The following is a 24570-nucleotide window of genomic DNA, read 5'->3' on the forward strand; positions in this document are numbered from 1 at the left end:
AACTTATTGCTTGATTTCATAACTGTCTTTGGGCCGGTCCTGGAGATAAATATGCTGATATTTGGTTTTGTCTGCCTGGTCATAGAATTGATACGCCTGTTCTTTGCAGGCAGGGCAGGCATTGATGGGAATATGGACCCCTAAAATGTGGTTTCCAGGGGTGGCTTTGGAATCCACCTCAAAACTGCCGCCGCAATCCCTGCACACCCTTATTTTTTCCTTTTGGCGTTCAAAAATATTGTCGGTGTCATAAAAGACCTCCCGGTGCCTCACCAGGATCTCACCTACGGTGCCGGCCTCTTGTCTCATCTTTTCCCTTGCCGCCCAGAACCCATTGATCTGGTCCGTGGTCTTTTTAATTTTATCTGTAATGGACACGGACTGCTTGAGCTGTTCTGGATTATAGTCCGGTTCGATCACCCCTGAATAATCCAAGCCTGCCATGGCCAGGATGATGCCGAGGTTAACGTAGGGCAGGGCCCCTTCAATGGCATAGCCTCCCTCAAGAACGGCAATGTCCGGTTTGAGCATTGAGGTGAGTTTTGCATAGCCCTGGGCCGAAAAATTCATATTGGTCAATGGATCGGTATAGTGGTTGTCCTGTCCTGCGGAATTGACCACGATATCAGGTTTGAACTCTTCTAATATGGGCAGCACGCAATGTTTGATCACGTAAAGATAGCCCTTGGTGGAAGTGCCCGGGGGCAGCGGGATGTTCAGGTTCGACCCCTTGGCATTGGGTCCTCCCAGTTCTCCGGGGAATCCTGTGCCCGGATACATGGTCCTGCCGTCCTGGTGAAGTGAAATAAAGAGCACATCCGGATCATGCCAGAAAATATCATTGGTTCCGTCTCCATGGTGGCAGTCCGTATCAATGATGGCAATTTTTTTAACCCCGTATTGTGACCGGATATATTCCACCATCACGGCCTCCATATTGATGTGGCAGAATCCACGTCCCCCATGGGATACCCTCATGGAATGGTGACCGGGCGGCCGGACCAGGGCAAATCCGTTCTTGACTTCCCCTTTCATGACCGCATTGGCAATGGCCATGGCCCCGCCGGCCGAGATGAGATGGGATTCCGTGGTGATGGTCTTTTCATCGGGCACGCAAAAATGGGTACGCCGAATATCTTCCTTGGTGACCAGGTCGGGTTTGTACTCCACAATGCCTTCAATGTCGAAAATGCCTTCTTCTGTCACCTGGTCCTGGGTATAGAGCAGTCTTTCTTCCCGTTCCGGATGGGTGGGGTCAATGGCCCAGTCAAATGCAGGGAAAAAAACAAGCCCGGTTTTATGAGAAGCTTTTAACATGGTGTCCTCTTCCTTAATGCTCGCTTGGGGGATTGGGGCTGATCACGGATTCATAGCCTTTGATCAGGCCCGGTTTCAGCTGAATTTTGGTTCGAAAAATTTTCCCCCGGGGAGAAAAATTTCTGACAATGTTGAACTCCTGGAATTCAACCACCTCAACATCTTCAAGGTTCTCCGGATCCGCGCCTGAGTTTTCCGCCTTTTCCCTTAACAGGGTATAGGCGGTTTCAATGAGATCATCTTCTGAATAGGTCTTTGAAATAGGCTCTGCAAAATCTTCTTCATGGGCCGTGACAATGCCCTGTTCCGTATCTGCATTCAAGGAAACTTCACAGGTGGTCCGGGCCAGGGCAGCACCAATGGCGTTGGCCACGGAAGATTCAGGGACGGCCATGGTTTCAATTTTGTACATGTCCTGGATTTTGTCTGCAAAGAACCGGGCAGGGCCGCCAAGCAGAAGAATTTTCCGGGGACTGAGTTTATACCCTTCTAAAAAGTCGTGTACCGTATACACGGGTTTTGAATTGAGCTGGTCAATCATTTCAAAGGTTTTTTTTAGGATGATGTTGCAGCAGGAGCGGAAGATATGATCTGCTGCCTGGGTGTCTGACATGGATAATTCATCTGCGATTTCATGAATCCCCTCTCTTGCCTTTTCCATATCCCCCTGATCCATCAGCCCCAAGACCACCAGGGCGTCTGTGGGCGTCGGGCTGGTACCGCCAAAAGCCATGGCAGGCCCGATCCGGTCCGGCCCGATGGTGAGTTTCCCCTGATCCACCCGCAGGGCAGAGTCTCCGCCGATCCCTTTGGAATTTGTCCTCAAAGAGCGGATCAGGCTTTTGTAATGGCCCCTCCGGATACCCACAGGTTCGAGCAGGGGGGTTTTGTCTACCAAAAAGGCAATGTCTGTGGTGGTGCCGCCAATGTCCAGAACAATGGCATCCTGGCTTGCCGGGGCATGGGGAATGGCGCCCAGGATACTGGAGGCAGGCCCGGATAAAACGGTTTGGGCCGGAAATTCCATGGACGAGGCCAGGGTCATGGTCCCCCCGTCTGCCTTTAGAATCTGTATGGGCACGACCAGCCCTTTTTCTTCAAGGGACTTTTCCACAGCCTCAAAAAAGTTTTTGTGAAGTGAAAAAACCGCAGCATTCAGATGGGTCGTGGCAATCCGTCTTGGGAAATTCAGATTTCCTGAGACATGGTGGCCTAGAAATATTTTTTTGAAATGCTTATTGAGAATGCGTTTGATCAGTATTTCATGGGAGGGATTTCGGGTACAAAATTTACTGACCACACCCACATATTCAATGCCGGCTTTTTTCAGTTTTTGCGCAATGTCCTTGATCTCCATCTCATTGACCCGGGCCTTTTCCCTTCCCCGGTGGTTGATAGAGCCTCCCACGCAATAATACGGGCCTTTGGTTTTGAAAAATTCAGGATTAATCCCAGGGCCTGCCGATACGATCATTCCCACCGGTGCCATGGTCTGCTGTACAATGGCATTGGTGGTCAGGGTGGTGGAAATGACCACCCGTTCGATCTGGTTGGGATTTGTGTTTTCCAAAAGTTTGGAAAAGCCTGTGAGGACGGTCTTGAAAAGGTTGTCAGGATCAGTGGGTACTTTTACGCGCTCTTGAATCCCTGCGCTGCTGAGGAGAACAGCATCCGTGTGTGTGCCGCCGACATCTAATCCTAAAATCATGGTGTCTTCCTTGGCAAGGTGATTTAAATCAAATGATACCAGAGTATCTATAATAAAGCGGAGCTTGTCAGAAAACGATAAGGTTGTCAATGAAGTTTTAGCCCCTTGAAATCTGCATGGAATTGATTTATCGTCCGATAACAATGTTAATTTGTACGAATGTAAATTTAACTTTAGGAGCAGCATATGGCAGTCATTGAATGGAGAAAAGAAAATAAGATCGCAATCGTGGAAATGTGCAACGGCCCCAACCTGATGAACCAGACCTTTGCCCAGGAGATGAATCATTGTCTGGACGAGGTTCTTGAAGATCTTGATGTGAATGCCGTGGTGCTGACCTCAACAGATGAAAAAAATTTTTCCCAGGGCATTGATGTGGAGTGGATCGGGGGAAAACTGGCCGCAAAAGAAAATGAGGCGGTGATCTCTTTCATGAACGGTATGAACACCATCTTTAAACGTCTGCTGCTTTTTCCCGTGCCTGTGATTGCCGCCATCAACGGTCATGCCTTTGGCAATGGGGCCATCCTGTCCTGTGCCTGTGATTTTCGGTTCATGAAAAAAGACAGAGGATTTTTCTGTTTCCCTGAGGTGGATGTCTCCATCCCCTTTCTGCCCGGTATGATCGGGTTTGTGCGCAAGGCCATCCCCGAATACAGGTTCAACCAGATGCTTTTGTCAGGCCAGCGCATGGGAGCCGATGATTTAGAAGCCTCCAATGTGATTGTCCATGCCTGTGAAAACCAGGAGGCGCTGATGGAAGAATCCCTGGCCTTTGCCGCCACCTTTGCCAAAAAACGGGGAATTTTCCAGGAGCTTAAAAAAAGGATACACAAGGAACTGGTCCGCATTATTGATGAAGAAGATTCTGAATATATTGATACCTTGAATCTTTTTGTGGCAGATTGATTTATGCCCCACCTTGCAGAATTTTAAGGTGATGCCACAAACGGTTTTTCTTCGGGAAAACCATGAAGGCCCTATTTTCTTTGTTGGTAAGATGTTACGGTGAACGCTTTTTGCGGCAATCCTGCTGTTGTAAGCGTTCGCCTTTAAGTGCTGGGAAGAAAGTTACGGGGAAACTAAGCATTGATCTGTGATCGGTTGGGTGATGCGTTGTTGTTGCATTCATTGTCTGAGATTACCTGCAAAAAAAAAATTTAGATTGTTTGGCGTGTTACATTGGTCGGTCTGTGCCTGTCGAAACCCTGTCCATGGACTTTGACTCCTGGGTCCTTTGGGAGACCATTTCAGGCCTGGCGTATCAATCTTACGAGTGTGGTGGATACCTGACTTATATATTAATTTTGCATATACGTTGAAATCCTCAAATAGTCCTTGTCATTTATTCGGCTTACTGTTTTTTTATTAAAAATTGTGCAGACATAGGTGACCTACAATTGTTTATTCCTAGCTAAGGCGTATATTCTAAATCTCAAAAGTGATTTGCCCCAAGTTAGAAGATAGTTCTTTTGTTTTTTATCAGGAGATTGCCAACATGGCTAACGGTATCGTAAAATGGTTTAACGACTCAAAAGGTTTTGGATTTATTGAACAAAAAGACGGTGGAGAAGATGTATTTGTGCATCACTCAGGCATCAATACAACACCTCAATGAGGGGGATCGTGTTTCTTTCGATATAAAAGAAGGACAAAAAGGACCTTCTGCAACAAGCGTAACCGTGGTTTAGTCAACTGTTTTATTTGTTTTCCGGAATTAAAAAATATGTTCAGAAATTTTTAAAAAACCATCTCTTCTCTGAATGAGACGTTGCCGTTTTCCAGAAAAATCCTTATCAGGTACAGATGCATATCCTTGCAGCCTAAATTGGAATAATACAAAAACATGTTGTCGTCATTGGGATGATTGCAGGAAGACAGGGTCCCGCACATGAACTGGGTAAATGAATGCCCATGATAAAGATCCGTGGTTTTCATCAGTTCCATCTCATGGGTATGGCCACAAAAAACATTCTCTATTTTGTGTTGATGCACAAAGTCAATCAGGATGGATGAATTTTTCAAGAGGGCGTTCAAAATTCTGTGTCAGTTGAATGAAAGCTGATATACTCAGCTAAATAAGGAGAACTGACATGACCGAAGAAAACACCGAATTTGATTTTCAAAAAGCCCTTAAAGGCATCCAGGAAGGTAAACCCTTCACAGGTAAGGGCGGCGTCCTTACATCATTAATCAAAAATCTTGCTGAAGCTGCTCTTGAAGGAGAGTTGGAGTCCCATCTCGGGCAGGAAGTTTCTGCCAACCGCCGTAATGGAAAAAGCAAAAAGACCATTAAATCCCTGGATGGTAAATTTGAGCTAAAAACCCCGCGTGACAGGGCCGGAACCTTCTCTCCACAGATCGTCAAAAAACATCAGACAACGCTCAGCGATGAAATTGAAAGAAAGATAATAGCCCTTTACGGCCTGGGCATGAGTTATAATGATATGGCTTCCCATTTACAGGAAATCTATGGACTTGAGATTTCAAATGCCACTCTGAGCACCATTACCGATAAAATCATCTATACCGTCAAAGAATGGCAGGCCAGGCCGTTGGAAAATGTGTACCCAATCATATGGCTTGATGCCATACATTATAAAGTACGAGAAAACGGAAAGGTCGCCAGCAAAGCCGTTTACACAATTCTTGGGGTGAATATCGAGGGCCGCAAAGAGGTTCTTGGGCTGTACATATCCGAGAATGAGGGTGCGAACTTCTGGCTGCAGGTGTTAACAGACCTTTCAAACCGAGGGGTAAAAGATATCCTGATTGCCTGTGTTGATGGTCTAAAAGGTTTTCCCGAGGCCATTGAGACCATATTCCCGGACACAGAAGTTCAACTCTGCGTAGTCCACCAGATCCGAAATTCATTGAAATACGTTGGTTCCAAAAATAAAAAGGAATTTATGGCAGATCTAAAACGTGTTTATAAAGCGGTCAATAAGGATCTGGCCGAAGAAGAACTGGATATCTTGGAAAATAAATGGAATGACAAATACCCGATTGTGATAAAATCCTGGCGGAACAACTGGGAACGCCTCAGTCATTTCTTTAAATATCCAGAAGAGATTCGACGGATAATATACACCACAAATACCATTGAGGCTGTGCATCGACAGTTTCGAAAACTGACCAAAACAAAGGGATCATTCCCGAACCAGGACAGCCTGTTAAAGCTGCTTTACATGGGGATCCAGAACGCCAGTAAAAAATGGACAATGCCGATTCAAAATTGGTCACTGACAATTTCCCAGTTGGCAATTTTCTTTGAAGGCCGGCTGGATAAAGAGCTGGGAATTTGATAGGGATTTATTTACAGATGGAAAAGATGGTTCCAGGAACTCCACTCCAGCAAAAGTCAACTCCTCCGACGTGGCTGATTGAAGGCCCATTCTCGGACCTGACTTTTACTTCCGCTGGCGCTGAGGCAGATCCGGGAACCGAAACCGTGACACAGAATTCTGAACATTCCCTTTTTCAGGGGACAATCATCAGTGCCTAAAACAGAGTAGTGGGTCAGCAAAATCGGCAGATCATATTCCGATTGATGGATTTCCTTTGAGACGGCCTTTAAAACTTCTTCTTCAACGTACCCTTGATCGCTGTATAGCTCATTGGTGTCTATGCTGATAACCAGAATGCTCTTGTTTTTTAACGAAATGAGCTTCACATAATTTATATCCGTAAAATTATCGCGAACTTTGGTTATGTCCCGGTCTAAAAAGAGATGTTTCTTTTTTGACGGTACCATCTCAGGAATATAAATGATCTCCGGTTTATAGATGTACTTTCGGAACAGTTCATGGGAGCGCATATTTCTCTTGTCATGATTTCCGATAATGGAAATTACATTTTTACATTTGATTTTTTTTAAAAACAGGCCTGCTTTGGCATACTCATCCTCTAAGCCATCGGTTGTATTGTCTCCGGTATTAATTACAATATCAGCCTTAAATGAATTAAGTTTTTTCAAAAGAATCTTATCGTTTCCATCCCAGTGGCGAGGACCAAAATGCAGATCCGAAATATGCAGGACATTCATGATTGACTCCTTTTTGCAATAAAAATAGATTCAAACCGTGGGTGAAGTCTGATCTTTAAATGGTGTATTGTCAATGCTTAACAAAACTCTAACTCCTGGGTACAAAAGTTTGACATCGTCTATTTTTTACACGAATTCATACATGTTTTGACAAAAGAGCAGGACCTATCTATCCTATAGAAATATTGCTACAGAGGGCTATAAAAATGCAGGACACTTTTTTAAACATATTTAACAATATTCTAGGCTCGGTCCGGGAACCGCTTGTCTTACTTGATCCGGATTTGAAGGTTGTCAGTGCCAACCAATCTTTTTACCAATCTTTTTGTGTCACACCTTCCGAAACCGAAGGGGTACTGATCTACGATCTGGGCAACGGGCAGTGGAATATTCCCAAACTCAGAGAATTACTCGAGGATATTTTGCCTCAAAACAGCGTATTCAATGATTTTGAGGTCTTCCATGATTTTGAAACCATTGGGTCCAAAATCATGCATCTGAATGCCCGAAGAATCCATGGCCAAACAGACCCCGGTGACTTAATTCTTCTGGCCATAGAGGATGTAACTGAAAGAGAGCATTACAAAAGGAACCTTGAGGATATCGTTGAAACCCGAACAGCCGAACTTGTTCGGGCAAACCAAACGGCTGAACAAAGAAAACAGGTTGCCGAATCCGCAGTCTTGGAAATTCGTAAATTGAAAAATCAGCTGGAAGAAGAACGGGCATACCTGAAAGAGGAAATCAAACTCGATCACGATCATGAAAATATTATCGGGCAAAGCGACGGGCTCAAATATGTGCTTTATAAAATTGAACAGATTGCCAACAGCAACACCATTGTACTGATTCTCGGTGAAACCGGAACCGGTAAGGAGCTTGTTGCCCGGGCCATTCACGGCTATAGTAATCGGAAAAACAAAGCCTTGGTAAAAGTCAATTGTGCGGCACTGCCCTCAAGCCTGATCGAAAGTGAATTGTTCGGTCATGAAAAAGGTGCTTTCACCGGCGCCAACGCCTTGCAACTTGGACGATTTGAAATTGCCAATGGGGCCACTCTTTTTCTGGATGAAATCGGAGAACTTCCTTTGGAATTGCAATCCAAACTGCTTCGTGTGATCCAGGATGGCGAATTTGAACGACTGGGAAATTCGAAAACCATTAAAGTGGACACCCGGATTATTGCCGCAACGAACCGGAATCTGGAAAAAGAAACCCAAAAGGGACGGTTCAGGGATGATCTATGGTACCGGCTGAATGTATTTCCCATCACAATGCCACCCCTTAGGGAACGGATAGAAGATATTCCCCTTCTGGCTGATTTTTATGTCAAAAAAATTTCCAGAAGACTTGGAAAAATAATTGAAATGATTCCCCAAAACGTGATGAATGCGTTAAAAAAATATCATTGGCCGGGAAATATCCGGGAGTTGGAAAATGTTCTTGAACGCGCCGTTATAAATTCGTCTGGATCGAAGCTTCGCCTGGCCGATGACCTTGTCAAACCTTGTAAACGATTAGGGAAAACCTCAAAGACCTTGGATGTTGTCGAACGGGATTATATTATTCGGGTACTCAACCAGACCCGCTGGAAAGTCAGTGGGAAAAATAGTGCTGCCCAAATTCTGGGTCTGAATCGAAGTACCCTGCGCGCCCGAATGCGCAAGCTTGGTATCATTAAATCCTAATCGTTTTCTCTCCATTCGGATGAGAGGGGGCTCTCCTCCAAGGCCTGCCTTTCCCTTTCTACCCCACTGTATAGTCCATGAAACACGGGGCTATATATGACCTATTGCACAAGTATGACCTCTTTGTCTTCTGGTAAGGGTGAACGTATTCAGCTGATTTGAAATTTTATATATATAAATCAAGTGTTTAAATGAAACTTCGATTTTGTGGCAACATTGGCATCATGATTGCTATAGTTAATAGACGATGGGTGAGAACATTGTGTTATTCCTGGCAATAAAGATGGAGGCATAAATGGAAGGTTATCTGCCCCAAAAACAAATAATTTTCTTTAATCCGGGTAAACCAGGCATTGTATTTATCCACCCTGCAAATCAATTCATTACGGTAACACAGCTTCTCAACGTGCAGGAACATTTTGTGGAAACAACCAGCAGCCCTGTAATCTATATTGAAGATCGCAGACTGAAATCAAGATGAGCCGTTATTTCACATAAAAATAGGATACCCGTTTATGGGGCCATATATGACCAGGCTAATGAGGCTTAAATCTAAAACGAAAAAGGGAAGATAATGGCTGACAAGGGAAAAAGGGACAAGGGCAAACGTGAAGTTCAAAAAAAAAGCAAACTCACACTCAAGGAAAAACGGAAACAAAAAAAAAGCAAATAAATTTTAAATTTAAATGACCGGCACATGAAAGGATCGGTGGAAACGTTGAAATGAAAGAGCTTATCGAAACCATGGCCATGGCGCTGGTTGATGAACCCGATTCTGTCAGTGTCACCGAAGTCGGCGGAATGCACACCTCTATACTGGCACTGAAAGTTTATAAACCCGACATGGGTAAAGTGATCGGCAAGCAGGGCCGGACAGCTGATGCGCTGCGGACCATATTAAGTGCGGTCTCAGCAAAGTTGAACAAACGGGTTTTCCTTGAAATTGTGGACGATTAAATCCTTAGCTAAATTTTATACGAGGTGATCTCAATGATCGCTGTTCGAATTATTTTAGACGTACTGCCGGAAAAACAACTGGAAGTTATGCAGACCCTCTTTTCCCTGATCAAACCCGTGGGCAAAGAACAGGGTTGCAAAAGTTATAAGGTTTATTGTGATATCAAGGATAAGAACAGTTTTTGCCTATTCGAAGAATGGGAGACCCGTGAAGACCTGGATTACCACATAAAGACATTTCGATTCAAAGTATTGCTGGGCACCAAAACACTTTTACGCAAACCTCCGGAAATAAGAATTTATACCGTCAGCCGGACCCAGGGAATGGAAGCCGTGGAGGCCATAAGAATTAAAGACGTTTGATAAGAATCGATATCCTGTTGGTTTGTATCTTTTTCACCTGTTGTTTTTTTCTGACAAATATACAGCAAATTACAGAATTCAGGAGATCCCGAAATCCCTGTATGACCTTACCAATAATGGGTATTGGTTTGCCGGCTGCCGTTGGCTCACAATGATAACGGCCCCTCAAATTTCTAATCAAAAGGAGATCTATGATAAAAACTAAATCGTATTATCACAATAACCGTATTACAACAGCCCTGCTGCTTGCGGCCGGCACGGGATCACGTCTGCTCCCTCTGACGCAAAAGGCGCCTAAATGCCTTACAATGGTAAACGAAACCTGCATATTGGACCGATTGATAGCCAGCCTGAATCATCATGGTTTCAAACGCCTTGTTGTGGTAACAGGACACCTGGAAGACTGCATCCGCAATTTTTTGGAGGACAGGGCAGGCAACCTTGTCATTGAATATGTTTTCAGCCCCCGGTATAAAACCACCAATAATATTTACTCCTTGTGGATGGCCAGAAACTTTATAAGCGAGCCGTTTCTGCTGATTGAAAGCGATCTTGTTTTTGACCCCTCTTTGTTGACAGAGATGCTTTATCCCGACAGGATAGCCGTTGCAGGGATAAAACCCTGGTTGAACGGCTCCACTGTCACGATAAATCAATCCCATCGTGTTGACGCCTTTCATCGTGATACCTCACGGTCGCCAACCCGGACAAAGTATAAAACCGTCAACATTTACAGCTTTTCCCTTTCTTCATGGTACCAGGTTGTTGATCTCTTAAATGAGTATATTCACGCCGGGAGAGTCAATGACTATTATGAGGTTATATTTCGTGAAATGGTGGCTCAAAAAAGATTGTCCCTCAAAGCCGTATCCTTTGACGGCAAGCCCTGGTATGAAATAGACACCTTAGAAGATCTTGCATCGGCCGAACAATTGTTCCCTTCAAAATTCATTGCAAAACGTCCCTCGTATGACCTTAATCAAAACCGTTCTGAGCATTCGTTTGGCCCTTTGTCTGACTCTGATTGGGTGTTGAAAGGACAGAATAATGTCATTGCGTGAATATCATAATCAAGCTGAAAAATATGAGTATATTTCAAGACAGCATGGCGGATATTACCGGCACGATTTCATAGATCATGCATACCTGTATAATCTTTATTTTCCACCGGAAGAGGTATTTAATTGCTTTAAACATAATATCCATGATCTTGTGTTGAATTATCCCGTTGCCCAGGATGTCCTTGCCTCACTTGTGGGAAGAATTATTAATCAAAAGCCTGAGCATATCGTTGTGGGCAATGGTGCCGCAGAGCTCATCAAAATTGTTTCCGGGCAACTTGCCCGAAAACTCATTGTTCCCGTACCTTCCTTTAATGAATATGCCAATGCCGCACCCAAGGGATGTGTCATCCAATTCCCCCTTGAATTTCCTTCCTTTCAACTGGATGTGGAAAAATTTGCAGACCATGCCATTCTGGAAAAAGCGGATATTGCAGTGGTGGTCTCACCGAACAACCCCACTTCAATGGCTGTACCAAAGTTGGATCTGATATTCCTGGCCAAAAAATTAGGCCGGCATAATTGCCGGTTAATTATAGATGAATCCTTTATTGATTTTGTACCGGATACAGATCTGTTAACCATGGAGCCTGAAATTAAACGGTATTCCAATATCGCTGTTTTTAAAAGCATGAGTAAAGCATACGGAATCTGCGGTCTTCGCATCGGATACCTTTTAACGGCTGACCTAAAATTTGCCCGAGCCGTCCGCCAGGGTGTCCACATCTGGAACATCAACGGGTTTGCCGAAGAATTCCTAAGAATTTTGCCGGATTTCAGGGAAGATTTTATCAAAAGCTGTGAACGGGTTAAACAAGACCGGTCAAAGCTTTATGAAGATCTGAGACGGCTGCCGGGAGGAACCATTTACCCCCCGGATGCCAATTTTATTTTTTGCCGCCTGCCCGATGGCGGCCCTGCCGGTCCCGAGGTCACCCAAAGGTTATTCATTGATCATAACATGTACATTAAGCATTGTTCCGGGAAGACCATGCAGCAAGCGGACCGGTTTATCCGCATTGCCGCCCGGACAAACAAAGAAAATTCCAACCTAGTGGATGCTCTGGTTTCCATCCTTGGTTATAAAGAATTATAAAGAGCCCATAATGAATATATATAAAAAACACAGACACCAGGCTGGAATGCTTTTTTTTGCCAAAGATCTTCCCAATATCTGTTCTCTGACAGGACTCTTATGTGCACTTATGGGCGTTTATTATACAATTTTACAGAACTTTCAAGCCGCAATCATCGGTATGATATGGGCGGTTTTATTTGACTGGGCAGACGGAATCATTGCCCGGAACATGAAGAATCGGACTGATAAACAAAAGGAATTCGGAGGGCAGTTGGATTCTTTGATTGATATGGTCAGCTTTGGTATCTGTCCGGCTGTTTTTCTTTTGAGTTATGGAAATTTCAGCCCATGGTTTCTTCCGGGTGCCTTTGTCATCGTTGGGGCTGCGGCTATTCGGTTGAGCTATTTCAATGTGTTCGGTCTTGTCGACGGGGCAACATACCTGGGGCTTGCCCTTGATAATAATGTCATTATTTTTGCCTTTGTTTTTCTGTTTGAAGGCATCTTCGACCCCGGGGTTTTTTCAGGCATCATTTATGCCTTATTCCTGGTCATGGCCGCCTTGAACCTGGCGTCGATCCGCACACCCAAATTCGCAGGAAAATGGTTTTATGTTCTCATGGCATATACTGTTGGATTAACACTTATTTACGGGGGGATCATATGGACTCGGTCCTGACGAAGCCGCCCCTGAATACCGGCACTTCCTTCCGTTCGTCCATTTAACAGTCTGACAATGAACTGCTGATTTTCGGGGTGGATAATTTTTCACAATTTTCCAAACGGGACGGGTCGATTTTGTCAAGATGCAACCGGGCCCTTGCCGTTGCAGGGCAGGGGGATCTGGTTGTTTTACGCACAGAATTTGACAGGGATTATCGAGATTGGCTGCAGGCCAATGGCCTTGGAACAGATAGGCTCGTTGAGTACGGTGTTCAGTCAGATGAAATGACCCTTTCCGAAATGATCGTTAAAAATCCAGATCCCATATTGGAGGTGATTTCAACCCTCGGAAAAGACCCTGTTTATGTGCCTTGGTTCTCCGGACAAATGGAAAAAGCCGCAGCAGACATACTTGGGGCAAAGCTTTTCGGTTCTCCAAAATCTTTGACCCGAACCTACAATGATAAAGTGTGCTTTAAACGCATCTGCCGACAATTGGGGATTTCAACCATAGAGGGCAACTCCTTTGAGGTCGTTCCGGAAAGAAACGAAAATTATTTTCAGTTTGAAAAAATCGTTCACCGTCATCTGTCAACAACCCATAGGGTAATTGTGGGGGAAGCCGGTATGTCTTTATACAAAACTTCGGGTAATGATCTTCCTGAATTATACCGGCAGATAGCCGACACCGGGGAAAAAAAATTTATTATAGAGCCTTTTTTGAATGTAATTTCTTCTCCCAACGATCAATGGATCATAGACAGGAGCGGAAATGTTCACCACATGGGTATTCGGGAACAGATCTGCGAGAGGGGTATGGTATATATTGGTACGCTCAAAGGAGAACCCTATTCCCCTGCTGTTCGTGATTCTATTTTGCAAGCGTCCATGAAAATTGTAACTCATATGGCCCGCTCGGGATACACAGGCGTCGTCGGCATTGATTATATTATAACAAAGAACGGCACCTATCCTGTCGAAAATAATGCACGGTTCAATGGTTCCACTTATGTGGGGATGATCATCCTTGCAACGGATATTGAACAACTGCATCATCTGGAAAAAGAATTAAAGGAATTGGGAATAAGAAAATGAGGTTTGAAATAAATATTCAAGGTTTAACTGGAAAATTAGGATCTCCCAGTCAAGATTGATCGTGATAAATTGACGACAGAAAAGGACATATTGATTTGAAACCCAAAAAAATAGAACCAAAACAGAGGCATTTGGAATTAAAATTATATTTTTGCCCCCATTGTCAAATGTCATTGATGAAAGGAAATGTCAGAACCCTGAAAATGGAATGCCCAAATTGCCAAAAAATGATTGATTCAGATGAAAAAGACCTTTTTGAAAAATAGGAAATGTACATTTTTCAGGGGGGCCTGAAAAATCCGGATTATAATTTAAGCGCTTGCATGTTATGTTTAGAAGGGCAAAATTATTCTGATATGTGCAACACTATTTTTTCAGGCCAAAGCGATAACCTGTGGATAGACAGTCATGACTTTTGCATGGGATCCCTTTGGGTGGTTGCGAGCCGAATCTGTTCTGTTTTTTTATTGGGGTAGGACCGGCTTGGCAGAATTAAGATCCAATGGTTTTCCGGGTAAAGTCGATAAATTTTTTGCAGATGGGAGAGCGGCTCCGTTTTTTGGACAGGGTCAGATAAAAATAACGGGTCAGGTCCAGCCCTTCCACTTTCAGGGCAAAAAGACGCTTGGTGCGAAGTTCTTCCGCCACGGCAATGGTGGAGAGAATGGAGATGCCCACACGGTTGATAATTCCCTGGATCACGGAAATGGAGTTGCCCATGGTGACGTTGGGCACAAGATTCCCCGAGTTAAAGCCTGCATTGTCCATACTTTTAAGGATGGATTTCCAGGTACCCGATCCCCCTTCCCTTGCAATAAAGGGCTGGGAGAAAAGAAGATCGCAGGGAATACTTTTTCGGCCGGCCCATTCATGGCCGGCCGGAACAATGAGTTTCATCTCATCTTGAACCAGTTTTTCCTGTTCAATGACGGGATCATCTGTTTTGGCCCCGACCACCCCGAGTTCCAGCTCTCCTTGCTTGACTGCCCGGATGATTTGGCTGGTGTCTCCGGGCAGAAGGGATATGGTCACATCCGGATAGGCCTGTTTAAAATCGCCCAGAATCCTGGGGAAAAGATACCCGGCCGGTATGCTGGAGCCGCCCATGATGAGTCTGCCTTTGGTATGGCCTAAAAAATCCAGCATGGCCGTCTGGGTCTCCTCTCTCAGGGCCAGCAGTTTTTTGGCATAATCATAGAGGATGAGGCCTGCCCGGGTGGGTTCTGTGATTTTGCCCAGCCGGTCTAAAAGCCGGCACTGGAAATGTTCTTCCAGCTCTTTGATATGGGTGGATACGGTGGGCTGGGACAGATTGATGACTTCAGAGGCCTTTGAAAAGCTCTTTTTTTCAACCACAGAAACAAATATGTGAAGCTGCCAAAGATCCATGGGGCTCCTAACAGGGGTTAAGGGTTAAGTTTTGGAAATTTTTCCATGAGTTTAAGTTTAACCGGTTCGGGCACCATGTCAGAGATGTCTCCTCCGAATCTTGCTGCTTCCTTGATAATGGAAGAAGAGGTAAATATCCAGCGCAGACCGGTCATGAGAAAGACGGACTGAACATCTTTGTTCAGCTTTCTGTTCATCAATGCCATCTGGAATTCGTTTTCAAAATCGGAAATGGCCCTCATGCCCCGGATGATTGCCACGGCTTTTTTCATCCGGGCATATTCCACCAAAAGGCCGTCAAAGGTATCCACCTCAATCTGTTTATTTCCGTTAAGGCTTTTCTGGATCATGGTTACCCGCTCTTCCGGGGAAAACAAGGCCTTTTTGGATGGATTATGAAGCACTGCCACAATCACAAGGTCAAATATATCCTGGGCGCGTTTGATGACATCAAGGTGACCGTTTGTCAGGGGGTCAAAGGAACCGGGGTAGATGGCAATTTTTTTGTCTATCATACTCAATCCTTATATCATTAGGCAGTTTCTCGCAAAAAGGAAACAAATGTCTTTGAGTATTTTTTTTGACGGTAAATGTCAAGGCTGTTCAATGGATTGGCCAGTCTTTCCTTAAACGACTGCTCCACAATGATCAGCCCGTCGGGCGCAAGCAGTTTTATAAACCCCTCTTTCCCAAGGACTTTTTCCCCATATCCTTTGTTGTAGGGCGGGTCCATGAAAATTAAGTCAAAGGTTTCTGCCAGGTCTGGCAGGGGGCTTTTGACAAGGTCATGGCAGACCAGGGTGGCAGACGATGCCATGTTGCAAAGCGCTATGTTTTTTTGTATGACCTCGCAGGAGGCGGGCGCTGCATCAACAAACACGGCAGATTCTGCCCCCCTGCTCAAAGCCTCCAGGCCGAATGCGCCTGTGCCGGCAAAAAAATCCAGCATCCGCTGTCCCCGGATGGCGGGACCGATGATGTTAAACAAGGCTTCCCTGACCCGGTCCGAAGTCGGCCTGATGTCCCGGCCCTGGATTTGGATCAGCTTTTTTCCCCGGTTTTGTCCGCTGATGATTCTCATGGCCGATCAGGTGATTCTTTTTTTAATGTATTTGATGGTGGTGTTGATTTTCTGGGCAACAGATTTAAGATCCCCGTTTTCCTGTTCAACCTTTTTGCGCAAAAATTCCTGCTCAAAGGCGATTCTTGCCTCTTCCAGGTTGTCCATGGTGAACAGCCACCGTCTCTCTTTGGGGGTTTCCTGGATGAAATCCGGGTTGTAGGGCTGGGGCAGATCTTCTTTTTCAATTATTTCACCCTTGACCATGATAAAGAGCCGCTCCACTAAATTTTTAAGCTCCCTGACATTACCCTGCCAATTGCATTGGCCTAAAAGGTATAGAGCATCTTTGGACAACGTTTTTTTCACAGATGAGGACTGGGCAGACAACTTGTCCAGAAAAATATCCACCAGCATGGGAATATCTGCCTTGCGTTCTCGCAGGGGCGGTACATGGATGGGGATGACATTGAGACGGAAAAAAAGATCTTCACGGAAATTTTTATCTTTGATTTCAGCTTCCAGGTCTTTGTTGGAAGAGGTGATGAGCCTAACATCCATTTGAAGGGTTCGACTGGACCCGATGCGCTGGAAGGTTTTGGATTCTATGGCCCTTAATATTTTGGCCTGGGTATTGATATTCATGTCCCCGATTTCATCTAGAAACAGGGTGCCGCCTGAGGCCAGCTCAAATTTGCCCTTGTTTTTGGATGTGGCCCCGTCAAAGGCACCTTTTTCATGGCCGAAAAGTTCTGAATCCAGGTGTTCTTCGGGGATGGCAGCACAATTGATGATGATAAAGGGGCCTTCGGGTCGGGCGGAAAACTGGTGGATGGTCCGTGCCACCATCTCTTTGCCGGTTCCGTTTTCCCCTGAAATCAGTATGGATGCATCAGAGGGGGCGGCTGCCATGATTTCCCCGTACAATTTTTGAACTGCCGGGCTGGAACCTGTGATGGAGTTTTTTTCAATGGTCTTTTTTCTCAGGTAAATGTTTTCTTCTTCAAGTTTTCTGAAATTCAAGGCATTGTTGATGGTAACCATGACCTTGTCAATGGACAAGGGCTTTTCAAGGAAATCAAATGCACCTGACTTGGTGGCATCCACGGCAGATTCAATGGACCCATGTCCCGTGATCATTACCACGGGCAGGTTGGGACTTGTTTTTTTGATTTCCTTTAAGGTATCAATGCCGTCCATTCCCGGCATCCAGATGTCTAAGAGAACGATATCCGGGGAATGGGTTTCAATTTTTTTCAAGGCCTCATACCCGTTATAGGCATGGATGACCTCAAATCCGTCATCTGATAAAATTCCCTCTAAAGAGTCAATGATGGTGGTTTCATCATCAACAATTAAAACAGCCGGGTACATAATGATATCCTTTCAATGCATGTTTGTTTTTTGTTTGGGCCCGTGGGTCGGGTCAGGCCGGCAGTTCAATAATGAATTTAGCGCCTTTGGGCTGGTTGTCCTGAACCCGGATGACCCCGTTATGGTCGGACACAATAGAGTTTACAATGGCCAGGCCTAATCCCATACCTGATTTTTTAGTTGAAAAATAAGGTTCAAATAGTTTTGTTTTTTCCTTGTCTGAAATGCCTTTTCCTGAATCGGCAATTTCAACACGGACAATTTTTAAAATTGGCTCATAGGACAAATCAATAACAATGGTGCCGTTTTTGTTCATGGCATAGACCGCATTGTCAACAAGGTTGATAAAGGCCTGTTTCATATGCTGGTGGTCCAGTTTCAACGTCGGGATATTATCCCCGAAATTGGTCTGGATGTCCACTTGCTCCAATCCTTCTCTGTACAGGGCAATGGTTTCCATGATGATGTTGTCAATGCGGGCTGCGGCCATATTGGTGTCCGGGAACTTGGCAAAGGTGGAAAATTGATTGACCAGGTTCCGGATCAAATCCACATGCTCGACAATGGTGTCGGCACAGCCGGTAAAAATGGTATCGTTGATCTCTTTTCCGTATTTGCGTTTAAGACGCTGGGCAGAAAGCTTAATGGGAGTTAAAGGATTTTTTACCTCATGGGCGATGCGCCGGGCCACCTCCCGCCATGCCACCATGCGCTGGGCCTTTTCCAGTTCCGTGACATCATCAAAGACCAATACCGCCCCGAGATTGTGGCCGACATCATCTTTCAGGGTGGAGTAATGAAGGGAAAAATGTTTGGGCGTGCCTGCCACCGAGGCTGAGATCGGTACTTCAATATGCTGGGCCCCCTGGGCTGCCTGGGCATAGATTTTTTCAGCCATGGGCAGGTATTCACCTTTTAAAATTTGCCGAAAACTTTTGCCCAAAATGTCCAGGCTGTTGACCGCAAGCATGGATTCTGCCGCCTTGTTGATGGTGGTGATGATGCCTACCTTGTCTATGGAGATGACGCCTGCAGAGATGTTTTTCAGCACAATTTCAATGTATTGCCGGCTTTTTTCAAGCTCTGCATTCTGTTGCTTGAGCATTTTTTCGGACAGGGCAATCTGCTCTCTTCCGGTTGCCAGCTGTCGGGTCATGGAGTTGAAACTCTTGATCAGGGTGCCGATTTCATCGTCGGTTTTAAAGTCAATCTGGTAGTCAAGGTCCCCTTCAATGATTCTCTGGGTGCCTTCTGCAAACTTCATGATGGGGATGGTAATGGATTTGGCGATTTGAAATCCAAACCATATGGCGCAGAATATTACCAGCAGCGCCACAATGGACAGGGCAATATAGTATGAAATCTGGGCCGGTTTTTTGGTCAGTTTAAGCTGCTGGTATTCTTCCACCCCTTTGAGAATGGATTTTAGATTTTTTGACAAATCCGGGGAGACCAGGGTGGTGATCACGATAAACCCCTTTGCCTTGGCAGGAATTGTCCCAAATGGAACCGCTGAAACCGTTCTTAAAAATTCCCCTTCTTCAATGGCCTGGAACACGGTATGGCTGGTTTGCCCCGGGGCTATACGGGTTAAGTCGGTGGTGGTTAAAAGACCAAAATACATGGTTTCTAGCTCATTGGCCAAAGAGAGACTCACCCGTTTTGCGTCCGGGGTATATACTTCTACCCCGTGCCGGTTAAACGCCCTTTGGATCACCTGGGTATACCGGGTCAGTTTTTCCTGGTTTTCCGGGCGGAGCAGATCCCGGGAATCAATCTGAAAGGCTGCCCGCTTGGCAAAAAACGCATTTTTGTCTTCAATGTATTCATAGAGCTTCTGGCCCACGGCAAGTGATGAGTCCAGGGTCTTTTCCACGGGTGCATTGAACCAGAAGGCGATGGAGGTGGAAATAAACTGAATGGAGAAGAAAAAAAGCACTGTGGTGGGTAACAGGGCCAGGACAATAAAGGCAATGGTCAGGCGGGTCTTTATCTTTGAGCCCAGGATATTGTTTTTCTTCTCATAGTAGAGCTTGGCAAGGTTGCGGAATACCAGAAGCAAAAGACTGAGCAATAAAAGCAGGTTGATATTGATCAAAATAAACATGAGAACAGTGGACGAGAGAGGGAAATCCGTTCCAAAAGGGGTGATCCGCGTTTCCACAATGGTCAGGCCGCTGACAACCAAAAGGATGATCAGGATGAGAATTCCTTCCTTTTTACGTTTGGACTTTTCTTGTCCTATGTCTGGGGCTTCATCTCTCATGGGTGGTAGGCCTGGGTTGTGGGCAGCATGTTTATAAAAAAAATGCCGGGTTAATAGGTAAAATTAATTACATACCAGTCTGTTTCAAAATCCCAGAAAGAGACAAAAAAGAAGACATAGTGAAGGGAGAGGGGCAGGGTGACCTTTTCCAGTTCCGCCTTGATTCGGATTTGATATTTATCTGCCTTGACCAGCTGGCCTAATGGGATGACCTTGAGATTGTCCACTTCAGTCATCCAGGCCTTTGCCTCGTCAAAGGATTTGGTCATCAAAGGGGTCTCTTCTTTCCAGGGGCGAAAGACCGTGTATTCTTCTTTCAGGGAGTTGTATTTTATGGTGGATTTGATTTTTAGATCTGCAATTTTTTTATCAAACAGGTTGCCTGCGGTTTTATACAAGGTCAGATAAAAAGTAAAGGTGGTGGGAATTCCGTTTTGAACCGCCTGGATGGTTTTTGTTTTAAAGGCATTTTTTACCTTAAAATAGGCGATCAGATCATCCCGGGTGTTGGCCAGTTTGATCCCGGACAGCACGGCGTTTATATCTGCAAAAATATTTCCCGGCACCAGCAGATTAAAGCAGATTACGGAAAACAGCAGAATATAGTATTTTTTTAAAGCACCCTTTGGTTTCATTGTCACTGTATCAGCTTAGCGTTTTGCCGGTCCGGTTTCCCAGGCCTCTTTTTTATCCAGAAACTTTTTGATGAACAAATGGTTCAGGGTGTGTCCGGACTTGTGGGTGATGATATGACCCTGAATGGGCATGCCCAGCAGGGAAAAATCCCCAAGACTGTCCAAAAGTTTGTGCCGGACAAACTCATCTTCATAGTTTAACCCGCCCTTGTTTAAGATTTTATCATTATCGATCACAATGGCATTGTCAAGGCTTCCGCCCTTGCCCAGGCTGAATTTTTTTAAGAGCTCAAGGTCTTTTATAAACCCAAAGGTCCTGGCGTGGCTGATTTCTTTTTCAAAATTATTCTTGGACCGGTCATAGGTCAGCCTCTGTTTTCCGATAAGGGGATGATCAAAATCAATGGAACAGGAAATTTTAAAACAGGGCTCGGGCAGCACCCGGACAAATTTGTCTCCCTCTGTGACTTGAATGGGTGCTTTTACAATGATAAAATGTTTGGGCAGGTTCTGCTCCACGACGCCTGCAGCGGACAGGGCCCGGGTGAATTCTTTGGCAGACCCGTCCATGATGGGCATTTCATAGTCATCCACCTCAACCAGAGCATTGTCTATGCCCAGGCCTGCAAAACTGGCCATAAGGTGTTCAATGGTGGATACAATGGCCCCGTTGGTTCCTAAAACAGTTGCCAGACTGGTATCGACCACCAGTTTAAACAGGGCCGGGATATCCTGGGTTCCGGGCAGGTCCACCCGCCTGAATTTTATGCCGTGGTTTTCCTGGGCCGGCCGGATGGTCAGGTTGGTTTTTTTTCCGGAGTGGACCCCTGTGCCGGACAGGGCTACATTCCTTGCTATGGTGCGTTGGTTATGAAAATTAGTCATATTTGATTTGTTTCACAGATATTTGTTCAAAAATTGTGCTATATATATCTGATTTTAATATACAAAGCAAAACAATTGAGAAAATTCTTTGGTTTGGAATTGATTTTTGTTAAATAAGAGGAATTTTATTCTCTAAAAATTTCTTTCTGGTAAGGCATAAACCCGTTTATTGGGTTAGGTGAAACATGATTGCAAAAATGCATTCTTGTGCAGTTCAGGGCATTGACGCCATTGTGGTGGATGTGGAGGTGGATATTTCCCTGGGGCTTCTGGTTTTCAACATGGTGGGGCTTGCAGAGGCGTCGGTCCGGGAGAGTAAAGAACGGGTAAGATCCGCCATCCAGAATGCCGGATACACCTTTCCCATGGATCGGGTCGTGGTGAACCTGGCCCCTGCGGATATCAAAAAAGAGGGAACCGGCCTGGATCTTCCCGTGGCCCTGGGCATCCTCGGTGCGTCAGGCCTGTTTTCAGGCGAGGAGAGTCTTGGCTGGTTGGTGGCAGGCGAACTTTCCTTGGACGGCAGGGTGAAGCCGGTGACAGCAGCCCTTCCCTTTGCTCTGGCCGCCAGGGACAATGGGTACAAGGGGATTATCCTGCCCAGGGAAAATGGGGCTGAAGTCTCTCTGGTCAAAGATATTGAGGTCCTTGGTGTCTCCCATCTTTCCCAGGTGGTTGATTTTTTATCCCAGAAATCCAAAATTCCTGTGATGGCGCCTGATCTTGAGACATTTATTTCAAGCCGCCCAGATGATTTCGAGGTGGATTTTTCCCGAGTCCGGGGTCAGGACCATGTGAAACGCGCCTTGGAAGTGGCGGCTGCCGGCAGCCATCATATACTGATGAGCGGTCCGCCGGGCAGCGGCAAGAGCATGATGGCCAAAGGGCTTGCCTCTATTCTTCCTGAGCCTGACTTTGACGAGGCCATGGAAATTGCCCGGATTTATTCCATCATGGGAAAAAACAAAGCGCCTGGGCAGCCCATGGGCGCCCGGCCCTTCAGGGCACCTCATCATTCCATTTCAGATGCCGGCCTTGTGGGTGGGGGATCCTCCCCCATGCCCGGTGAGATCAGTCTTGCCCACAACGGGGTGTTGTTTCTGGATGAACTGCCTGAATTTAAACGGCACGTGCTCGAGGTGCTCCGCCAGCCCCTGGAGCAGGGCCGGATAACCCTGGCCAGGGCCAGGACCAGTGCCACCTATCCCGAGGGCGTTCAAAATTCTGTGTCAGTTGAATGAAAGCTGATATACTCAGCTAAATAAGGAGAACTGACATGACCGAAGAAAACACCGAATTTGATTTTCAAAAAGCCCTTAAAGGCATCCAGGAAGGTAAACCCTTCACAGGTAAGGGCGGCGTCCTTACATCATTAATCAAAAATCTTGCTGAAGCTGCTCTTGAAGGAGAGTTGGAGTCCCATCTCGGGCAGGAAGTTTCTGCCAACCGCCGTAATGGAAAAAGCAAAAAGACCATTAAATCCCTGGATGATAAATTTGAGCTAAAAACCCCGCGTGACAGGGCCGGAACCTTCTCTCCACAGATCGTCAAAAAACATCAGACAACGCTCAGCGATGAAATTGAAAGAAAGATAATAGCCCTTTACGGCCTGGGCATGAGTTATAATGATATGGCTTCCCATTTACAGGAAATCTATGGACTTGAGATTTCAAATGCCACTCTGAGCACCATTACCGATAAAATCATCCATACCGTCAAAGAATGGCAGGCCAGGCCGTTGGAAAATGTGTACCCAATCGTATGGCTTGATGCCATACATTATAAAGTACGAGAAAACGGAAAGGTCGGCAGCAAGGCCGTTTACACAATTCTTGGGGTGAATATCGAGGGCCGCAAAGAGGTTCTTGGGCTGTACATATCCGAGAATGAGGGTGCGAACTTCTGGCTGCAGGTGTTAACAGACCTTTCAAACCGAGGGGTAAAAGATATCCTGATTGCCTGTGTTGATGGTCTAAAAGGTTTTCCCGAGGCCATTGAGACCATATTCCCGGACACAGAAGTTCAACTCTGCGTAGTCCACCAGATCCGAAATTCATTGAAATACGTTGGTTCCAAAAATAAAAAGGAATTTATGGCAGATCTAAAACGTGTTTATAAAGCGGTCAATAAGGATCTGGCCGAAGAAGAACTGGATATCTTGGAAAATAAATGGAATGACAAATACCCGATTGTGATAAAATCCTGGCGGAACAACTGGGAACGCCTCAGTCATTTCTTTAAATATCCAGAAGAGATTCGACGGATAATATACACCACAAATACCATTGAGGCTGTGCATCGACAGTTTCGAAAACTGACCAAAACAAAGGGATCATTCCCGAACCAGGACAGCCTGTTAAAGCTGCTTTACATGGGGATCCAGAACGCCAGTAAAAAATGGACAATACCGATTCAAAATTGGTCACTGACAATTTCCCAGTTGGCAATTTTCTTTGAAGGCCGGCTGGATAAAGAGCTGGGAATTTGATGGATTTATTTACAGATGGAAAAGATGGTTCCAGGAACTCCACTCCAGCAAAAGTCAACTCCTCCGACGTGGCTGATTGAAGGCCCATTCTCGGACCTGACTTTTACTTCCGCTGGCGCTGAGGCAGATCCGGGAACCGAAACCGTGACACAGAATTCTGAACATTCCCAATATCATAAGCCATTTCATCGATGTAAAGGTGTTTCCCTAGACGTGGTGTGGTCAGAAATAATTAATTATTTAAGCAAACCAAATCGATGTGTAATCATATGTTATGATGTGAATGGTTATGGGCACTGCTCAGTTGTGAAGAAGGCCTCCCCAAAATGTCTCTTTCTCTTCGATTCAAATGGTGGTCAACTGATCAGAAAATCACAGTCAACCACCCCTGAATATCATGGTAGCCGATCTTGCTGCCATTACCCCTACCACACTGTCTTTCTTTCACTGGACGATTGATCATTTGTGATTTGTGGGCAAAAAATCCTACTTGATCTG

The 24570-nt window shown here is 45.4% G+C and carries 22 protein-coding genes and 2 pseudogenes; 13 read left to right on the forward strand and 11 right to left on the reverse strand.

Annotation, left to right across the window (positions count from 1 at the left end):
* Positions 1–3 precede the first annotated feature (3 nt).
* Together HUN05_08050 and HUN05_08055 are read right to left on the reverse strand one after the other, a co-directional pair.
* Positions 4–1317, reverse strand: a complete 1314-nt coding sequence (locus HUN05_08050) for a histone deacetylase (GenBank protein WDP85093.1) — start codon at positions 1315–1317, stop codon at positions 4–6.
* 13 nt (positions 1318–1330) lie between these two features.
* A complete protein-coding gene (locus HUN05_08055) occupies positions 1331–3025 on the reverse strand; it encodes a hydantoinase/oxoprolinase family protein (GenBank protein WDP85094.1) in 1695 nt (564 codons plus the stop codon).
* Positions 3026–3211: 186 nt separating this feature from the next.
* Here HUN05_08055 and HUN05_08060 point away from each other — a divergent pair, with 186 nt between their 5' ends.
* Together HUN05_08060 and HUN05_08065 are read left to right on the forward strand one after the other, a co-directional pair.
* Positions 3212–3934, forward strand: a complete 723-nt coding sequence (locus HUN05_08060; GenBank protein WDP85095.1) for an enoyl-CoA hydratase/isomerase family protein — start codon at positions 3212–3214, stop codon at positions 3932–3934.
* Between the two features lie 589 nt (positions 3935–4523).
* Positions 4524–4716 (forward strand): annotated as a pseudogene (locus HUN05_08065) (cold-shock protein).
* Positions 4717–4765: 49 nt separating this feature from the next.
* Here the strand turns inward: HUN05_08065 and HUN05_08070 are convergent.
* A pseudogene (locus HUN05_08070) lies at positions 4766–5050 on the reverse strand (metallophosphoesterase).
* Positions 5051–5118: 68 nt separating this feature from the next.
* On the opposite strand from HUN05_08070, the gene HUN05_08075 reads away from it, so the two are divergent.
* Positions 5119–6330, forward strand: coding sequence for an IS256 family transposase (locus HUN05_08075; protein WDP85096.1), 1212 nt, complete (start codon positions 5119–5121; stop codon positions 6328–6330).
* A 56-nt stretch (positions 6331–6386) separates the two neighbouring features.
* On the opposite strand, the gene HUN05_08080 is transcribed toward HUN05_08075, so the two are convergent.
* Positions 6387–7070, reverse strand: coding sequence for a metallophosphoesterase (locus tag HUN05_08080; protein WDP85097.1), 684 nt, complete (start codon positions 7068–7070; stop codon positions 6387–6389).
* 206 nt (positions 7071–7276) lie between these two features.
* On the opposite strand from HUN05_08080, the gene HUN05_08085 reads away from it, so the two are divergent.
* From HUN05_08085 to HUN05_08120, 8 genes are all read left to right on the forward strand, one after another.
* Positions 7277–8758, forward strand: coding sequence for a sigma 54-interacting transcriptional regulator (locus tag HUN05_08085; GenBank protein ID WDP85098.1), 1482 nt, complete (start codon positions 7277–7279; stop codon positions 8756–8758).
* 295 nt (positions 8759–9053) lie between these two features.
* Entirely contained in the window at positions 9054–9239 is a 186-nt protein-coding gene (locus tag HUN05_08090) for a hypothetical protein (GenBank protein ID WDP85099.1), read from the forward strand.
* Positions 9240–9481: 242 nt separating this feature from the next.
* Entirely contained in the window at positions 9482–9715 is a 234-nt protein-coding gene (locus tag HUN05_08095) for a KH domain-containing protein (GenBank protein ID WDP85100.1), read from the forward strand.
* A 33-nt stretch (positions 9716–9748) separates the two neighbouring features.
* Positions 9749–10078, forward strand: a complete 330-nt coding sequence (locus HUN05_08100) for an antibiotic biosynthesis monooxygenase (protein WDP85101.1) — start codon at positions 9749–9751, stop codon at positions 10076–10078.
* 191 nt (positions 10079–10269) lie between these two features.
* Positions 10270–11139, forward strand: a complete 870-nt coding sequence (locus tag HUN05_08105; protein ID WDP85102.1) for a phosphocholine cytidylyltransferase family protein — start codon at positions 10270–10272, stop codon at positions 11137–11139.
* Positions 11126–12235, forward strand: coding sequence for a histidinol-phosphate aminotransferase family protein (locus HUN05_08110; protein WDP85103.1), 1110 nt, complete (start codon positions 11126–11128; stop codon positions 12233–12235). Before HUN05_08105 ends, HUN05_08110 begins: the two co-directional genes overlap by 14 nt.
* 10 nt (positions 12236–12245) lie before the next feature.
* Positions 12246–12896 (forward strand): CDP-alcohol phosphatidyltransferase family protein, encoded by a 651-nt coding sequence (locus HUN05_08115; protein ID WDP85104.1) that lies wholly within the window; start codon positions 12246–12248, stop codon positions 12894–12896.
* Between the two features lie 119 nt (positions 12897–13015).
* Positions 13016–13975, forward strand: coding sequence for a hypothetical protein (locus tag HUN05_08120; GenBank protein WDP85105.1), 960 nt, complete (start codon positions 13016–13018; stop codon positions 13973–13975).
* A gap of 492 nt (positions 13976–14467) precedes the next feature.
* Here the strand turns inward: HUN05_08120 and HUN05_08125 are convergent, their stop codons facing one another.
* Genes HUN05_08125 through HUN05_08155 form a run of 7 tightly spaced genes read right to left on the reverse strand, consistent with a single transcriptional unit; the run spans position 14468 to position 21584 of the window.
* Positions 14468–15364, reverse strand: coding sequence for a LysR family transcriptional regulator (locus tag HUN05_08125; protein ID WDP85106.1), 897 nt, complete (start codon positions 15362–15364; stop codon positions 14468–14470).
* 17 nt (positions 15365–15381) lie between these two features.
* Positions 15382–15879, reverse strand: coding sequence for a pantetheine-phosphate adenylyltransferase (gene coaD / locus HUN05_08130; GenBank protein WDP85107.1), 498 nt, complete (start codon positions 15877–15879; stop codon positions 15382–15384).
* 17 nt (positions 15880–15896) lie between these two features.
* Positions 15897–16445 carry a 16S rRNA (guanine(966)-N(2))-methyltransferase RsmD gene (gene rsmD, locus HUN05_08135; protein WDP85108.1) on the reverse strand — a complete coding sequence of 183 codons (549 nt, stop codon included), beginning with the start codon at positions 16443–16445 and terminating at the stop codon, positions 15897–15899.
* Between the two features lie 6 nt (positions 16446–16451).
* Positions 16452–17798 carry a sigma-54-dependent Fis family transcriptional regulator gene (locus tag HUN05_08140; GenBank protein WDP85109.1) on the reverse strand — a complete coding sequence of 449 codons (1347 nt, stop codon included), beginning with the start codon at positions 17796–17798 and terminating at the stop codon, positions 16452–16454.
* 52 nt (positions 17799–17850) lie between these two features.
* The gene (locus HUN05_08145; GenBank protein WDP85110.1) at positions 17851–20064 is read right to left on the reverse strand and encodes a PAS domain-containing protein; all 2214 of its coding nucleotides are present in this window, start codon (positions 20062–20064) and stop codon (positions 17851–17853) included.
* A gap of 50 nt (positions 20065–20114) precedes the next feature.
* The gene (locus HUN05_08150; protein ID WDP85111.1) at positions 20115–20699 is read right to left on the reverse strand and encodes a DUF4390 domain-containing protein; all 585 of its coding nucleotides are present in this window, start codon (positions 20697–20699) and stop codon (positions 20115–20117) included.
* A gap of 15 nt (positions 20700–20714) precedes the next feature.
* Positions 20715–21584 carry a UDP-3-O-acyl-N-acetylglucosamine deacetylase gene (locus HUN05_08155; GenBank protein ID WDP85112.1) on the reverse strand — a complete coding sequence of 290 codons (870 nt, stop codon included), beginning with the start codon at positions 21582–21584 and terminating at the stop codon, positions 20715–20717.
* A 185-nt stretch (positions 21585–21769) separates the two neighbouring features.
* Between HUN05_08155 and HUN05_08160 the strand changes: the two genes are divergently transcribed.
* Together HUN05_08160 and HUN05_08165 are read left to right on the forward strand one after the other, a co-directional pair.
* Entirely contained in the window at positions 21770–22825 is a 1056-nt protein-coding gene (locus tag HUN05_08160) for a YifB family Mg chelatase-like AAA ATPase (GenBank protein ID WDP85113.1), read from the forward strand.
* 35 nt (positions 22826–22860) lie between these two features.
* On the forward strand, positions 22861–24072 hold the full coding sequence (locus HUN05_08165; GenBank protein WDP85114.1) for an IS256 family transposase: 1212 nt from the start codon (positions 22861–22863) through the stop codon (positions 24070–24072).
* Positions 24073–24570 lie beyond the last annotated feature (498 nt).

Origin of the sequence: Desulfobacter sp., from assembly GCA_028768545.1 — a bacterium.
In the GTDB taxonomy this organism is placed as follows: Bacteria; Desulfobacterota; Desulfobacteria; order Desulfobacterales; family Desulfobacteraceae; genus Desulfobacter.

Coding starts and splice junctions, on each gene's coding strand:
- HUN05_08145 (WDP85110.1), bottom strand. CDS start 20,064: ATGAGAGATGAAGCCCCAGACATAGGACAAGAAAAGTCCAAACGTAAA.
- HUN05_08125 (WDP85106.1), bottom strand. CDS start 15,364: ATGGATCTTTGGCAGCTTCACATATTTGTTTCTGTGGTTGAAAAAAAG.
- HUN05_08090 (WDP85099.1), top strand. CDS start 9,054: ATGGAAGGTTATCTGCCCCAAAAACAAATAATTTTCTTTAATCCGGGT.
- HUN05_08060 (WDP85095.1), top strand. CDS start 3,212: ATGGCAGTCATTGAATGGAGAAAAGAAAATAAGATCGCAATCGTGGAA.
- HUN05_08160 (WDP85113.1), top strand. CDS start 21,770: ATGATTGCAAAAATGCATTCTTGTGCAGTTCAGGGCATTGACGCCATT.
- HUN05_08115 (WDP85104.1), top strand. CDS start 12,246: ATGAATATATATAAAAAACACAGACACCAGGCTGGAATGCTTTTTTTT.
- HUN05_08085 (WDP85098.1), top strand. CDS start 7,277: ATGCAGGACACTTTTTTAAACATATTTAACAATATTCTAGGCTCGGTC.
- HUN05_08165 (WDP85114.1), top strand. CDS start 22,861: ATGACCGAAGAAAACACCGAATTTGATTTTCAAAAAGCCCTTAAAGGC.
- coaD (WDP85107.1), bottom strand. CDS start 15,879: ATGATAGACAAAAAAATTGCCATCTACCCCGGTTCCTTTGACCCCCTG.
- HUN05_08110 (WDP85103.1), top strand. CDS start 11,126: ATGTCATTGCGTGAATATCATAATCAAGCTGAAAAATATGAGTATATT.
- HUN05_08080 (WDP85097.1), bottom strand. CDS start 7,070: ATGAATGTCCTGCATATTTCGGATCTGCATTTTGGTCCTCGCCACTGG.
- rsmD (WDP85108.1), bottom strand. CDS start 16,445: ATGAGAATCATCAGCGGACAAAACCGGGGAAAAAAGCTGATCCAAATC.
- HUN05_08155 (WDP85112.1), bottom strand. CDS start 21,584: ATGACTAATTTTCATAACCAACGCACCATAGCAAGGAATGTAGCCCTG.
- HUN05_08095 (WDP85100.1), top strand. CDS start 9,482: ATGAAAGAGCTTATCGAAACCATGGCCATGGCGCTGGTTGATGAACCC.
- HUN05_08055 (WDP85094.1), bottom strand. CDS start 3,025: ATGATTTTAGGATTAGATGTCGGCGGCACACACACGGATGCTGTTCTC.
- HUN05_08140 (WDP85109.1), bottom strand. CDS start 17,798: ATGTACCCGGCTGTTTTAATTGTTGATGATGAAACCACCATCATTGAC.
- HUN05_08100 (WDP85101.1), top strand. CDS start 9,749: ATGATCGCTGTTCGAATTATTTTAGACGTACTGCCGGAAAAACAACTG.
- HUN05_08150 (WDP85111.1), bottom strand. CDS start 20,699: ATGAAACCAAAGGGTGCTTTAAAAAAATACTATATTCTGCTGTTTTCC.
- HUN05_08050 (WDP85093.1), bottom strand. CDS start 1,317: ATGTTAAAAGCTTCTCATAAAACCGGGCTTGTTTTTTTCCCTGCATTT.
- HUN05_08105 (WDP85102.1), top strand. CDS start 10,270: ATGATAAAAACTAAATCGTATTATCACAATAACCGTATTACAACAGCC.
- HUN05_08075 (WDP85096.1), top strand. CDS start 5,119: ATGACCGAAGAAAACACCGAATTTGATTTTCAAAAAGCCCTTAAAGGC.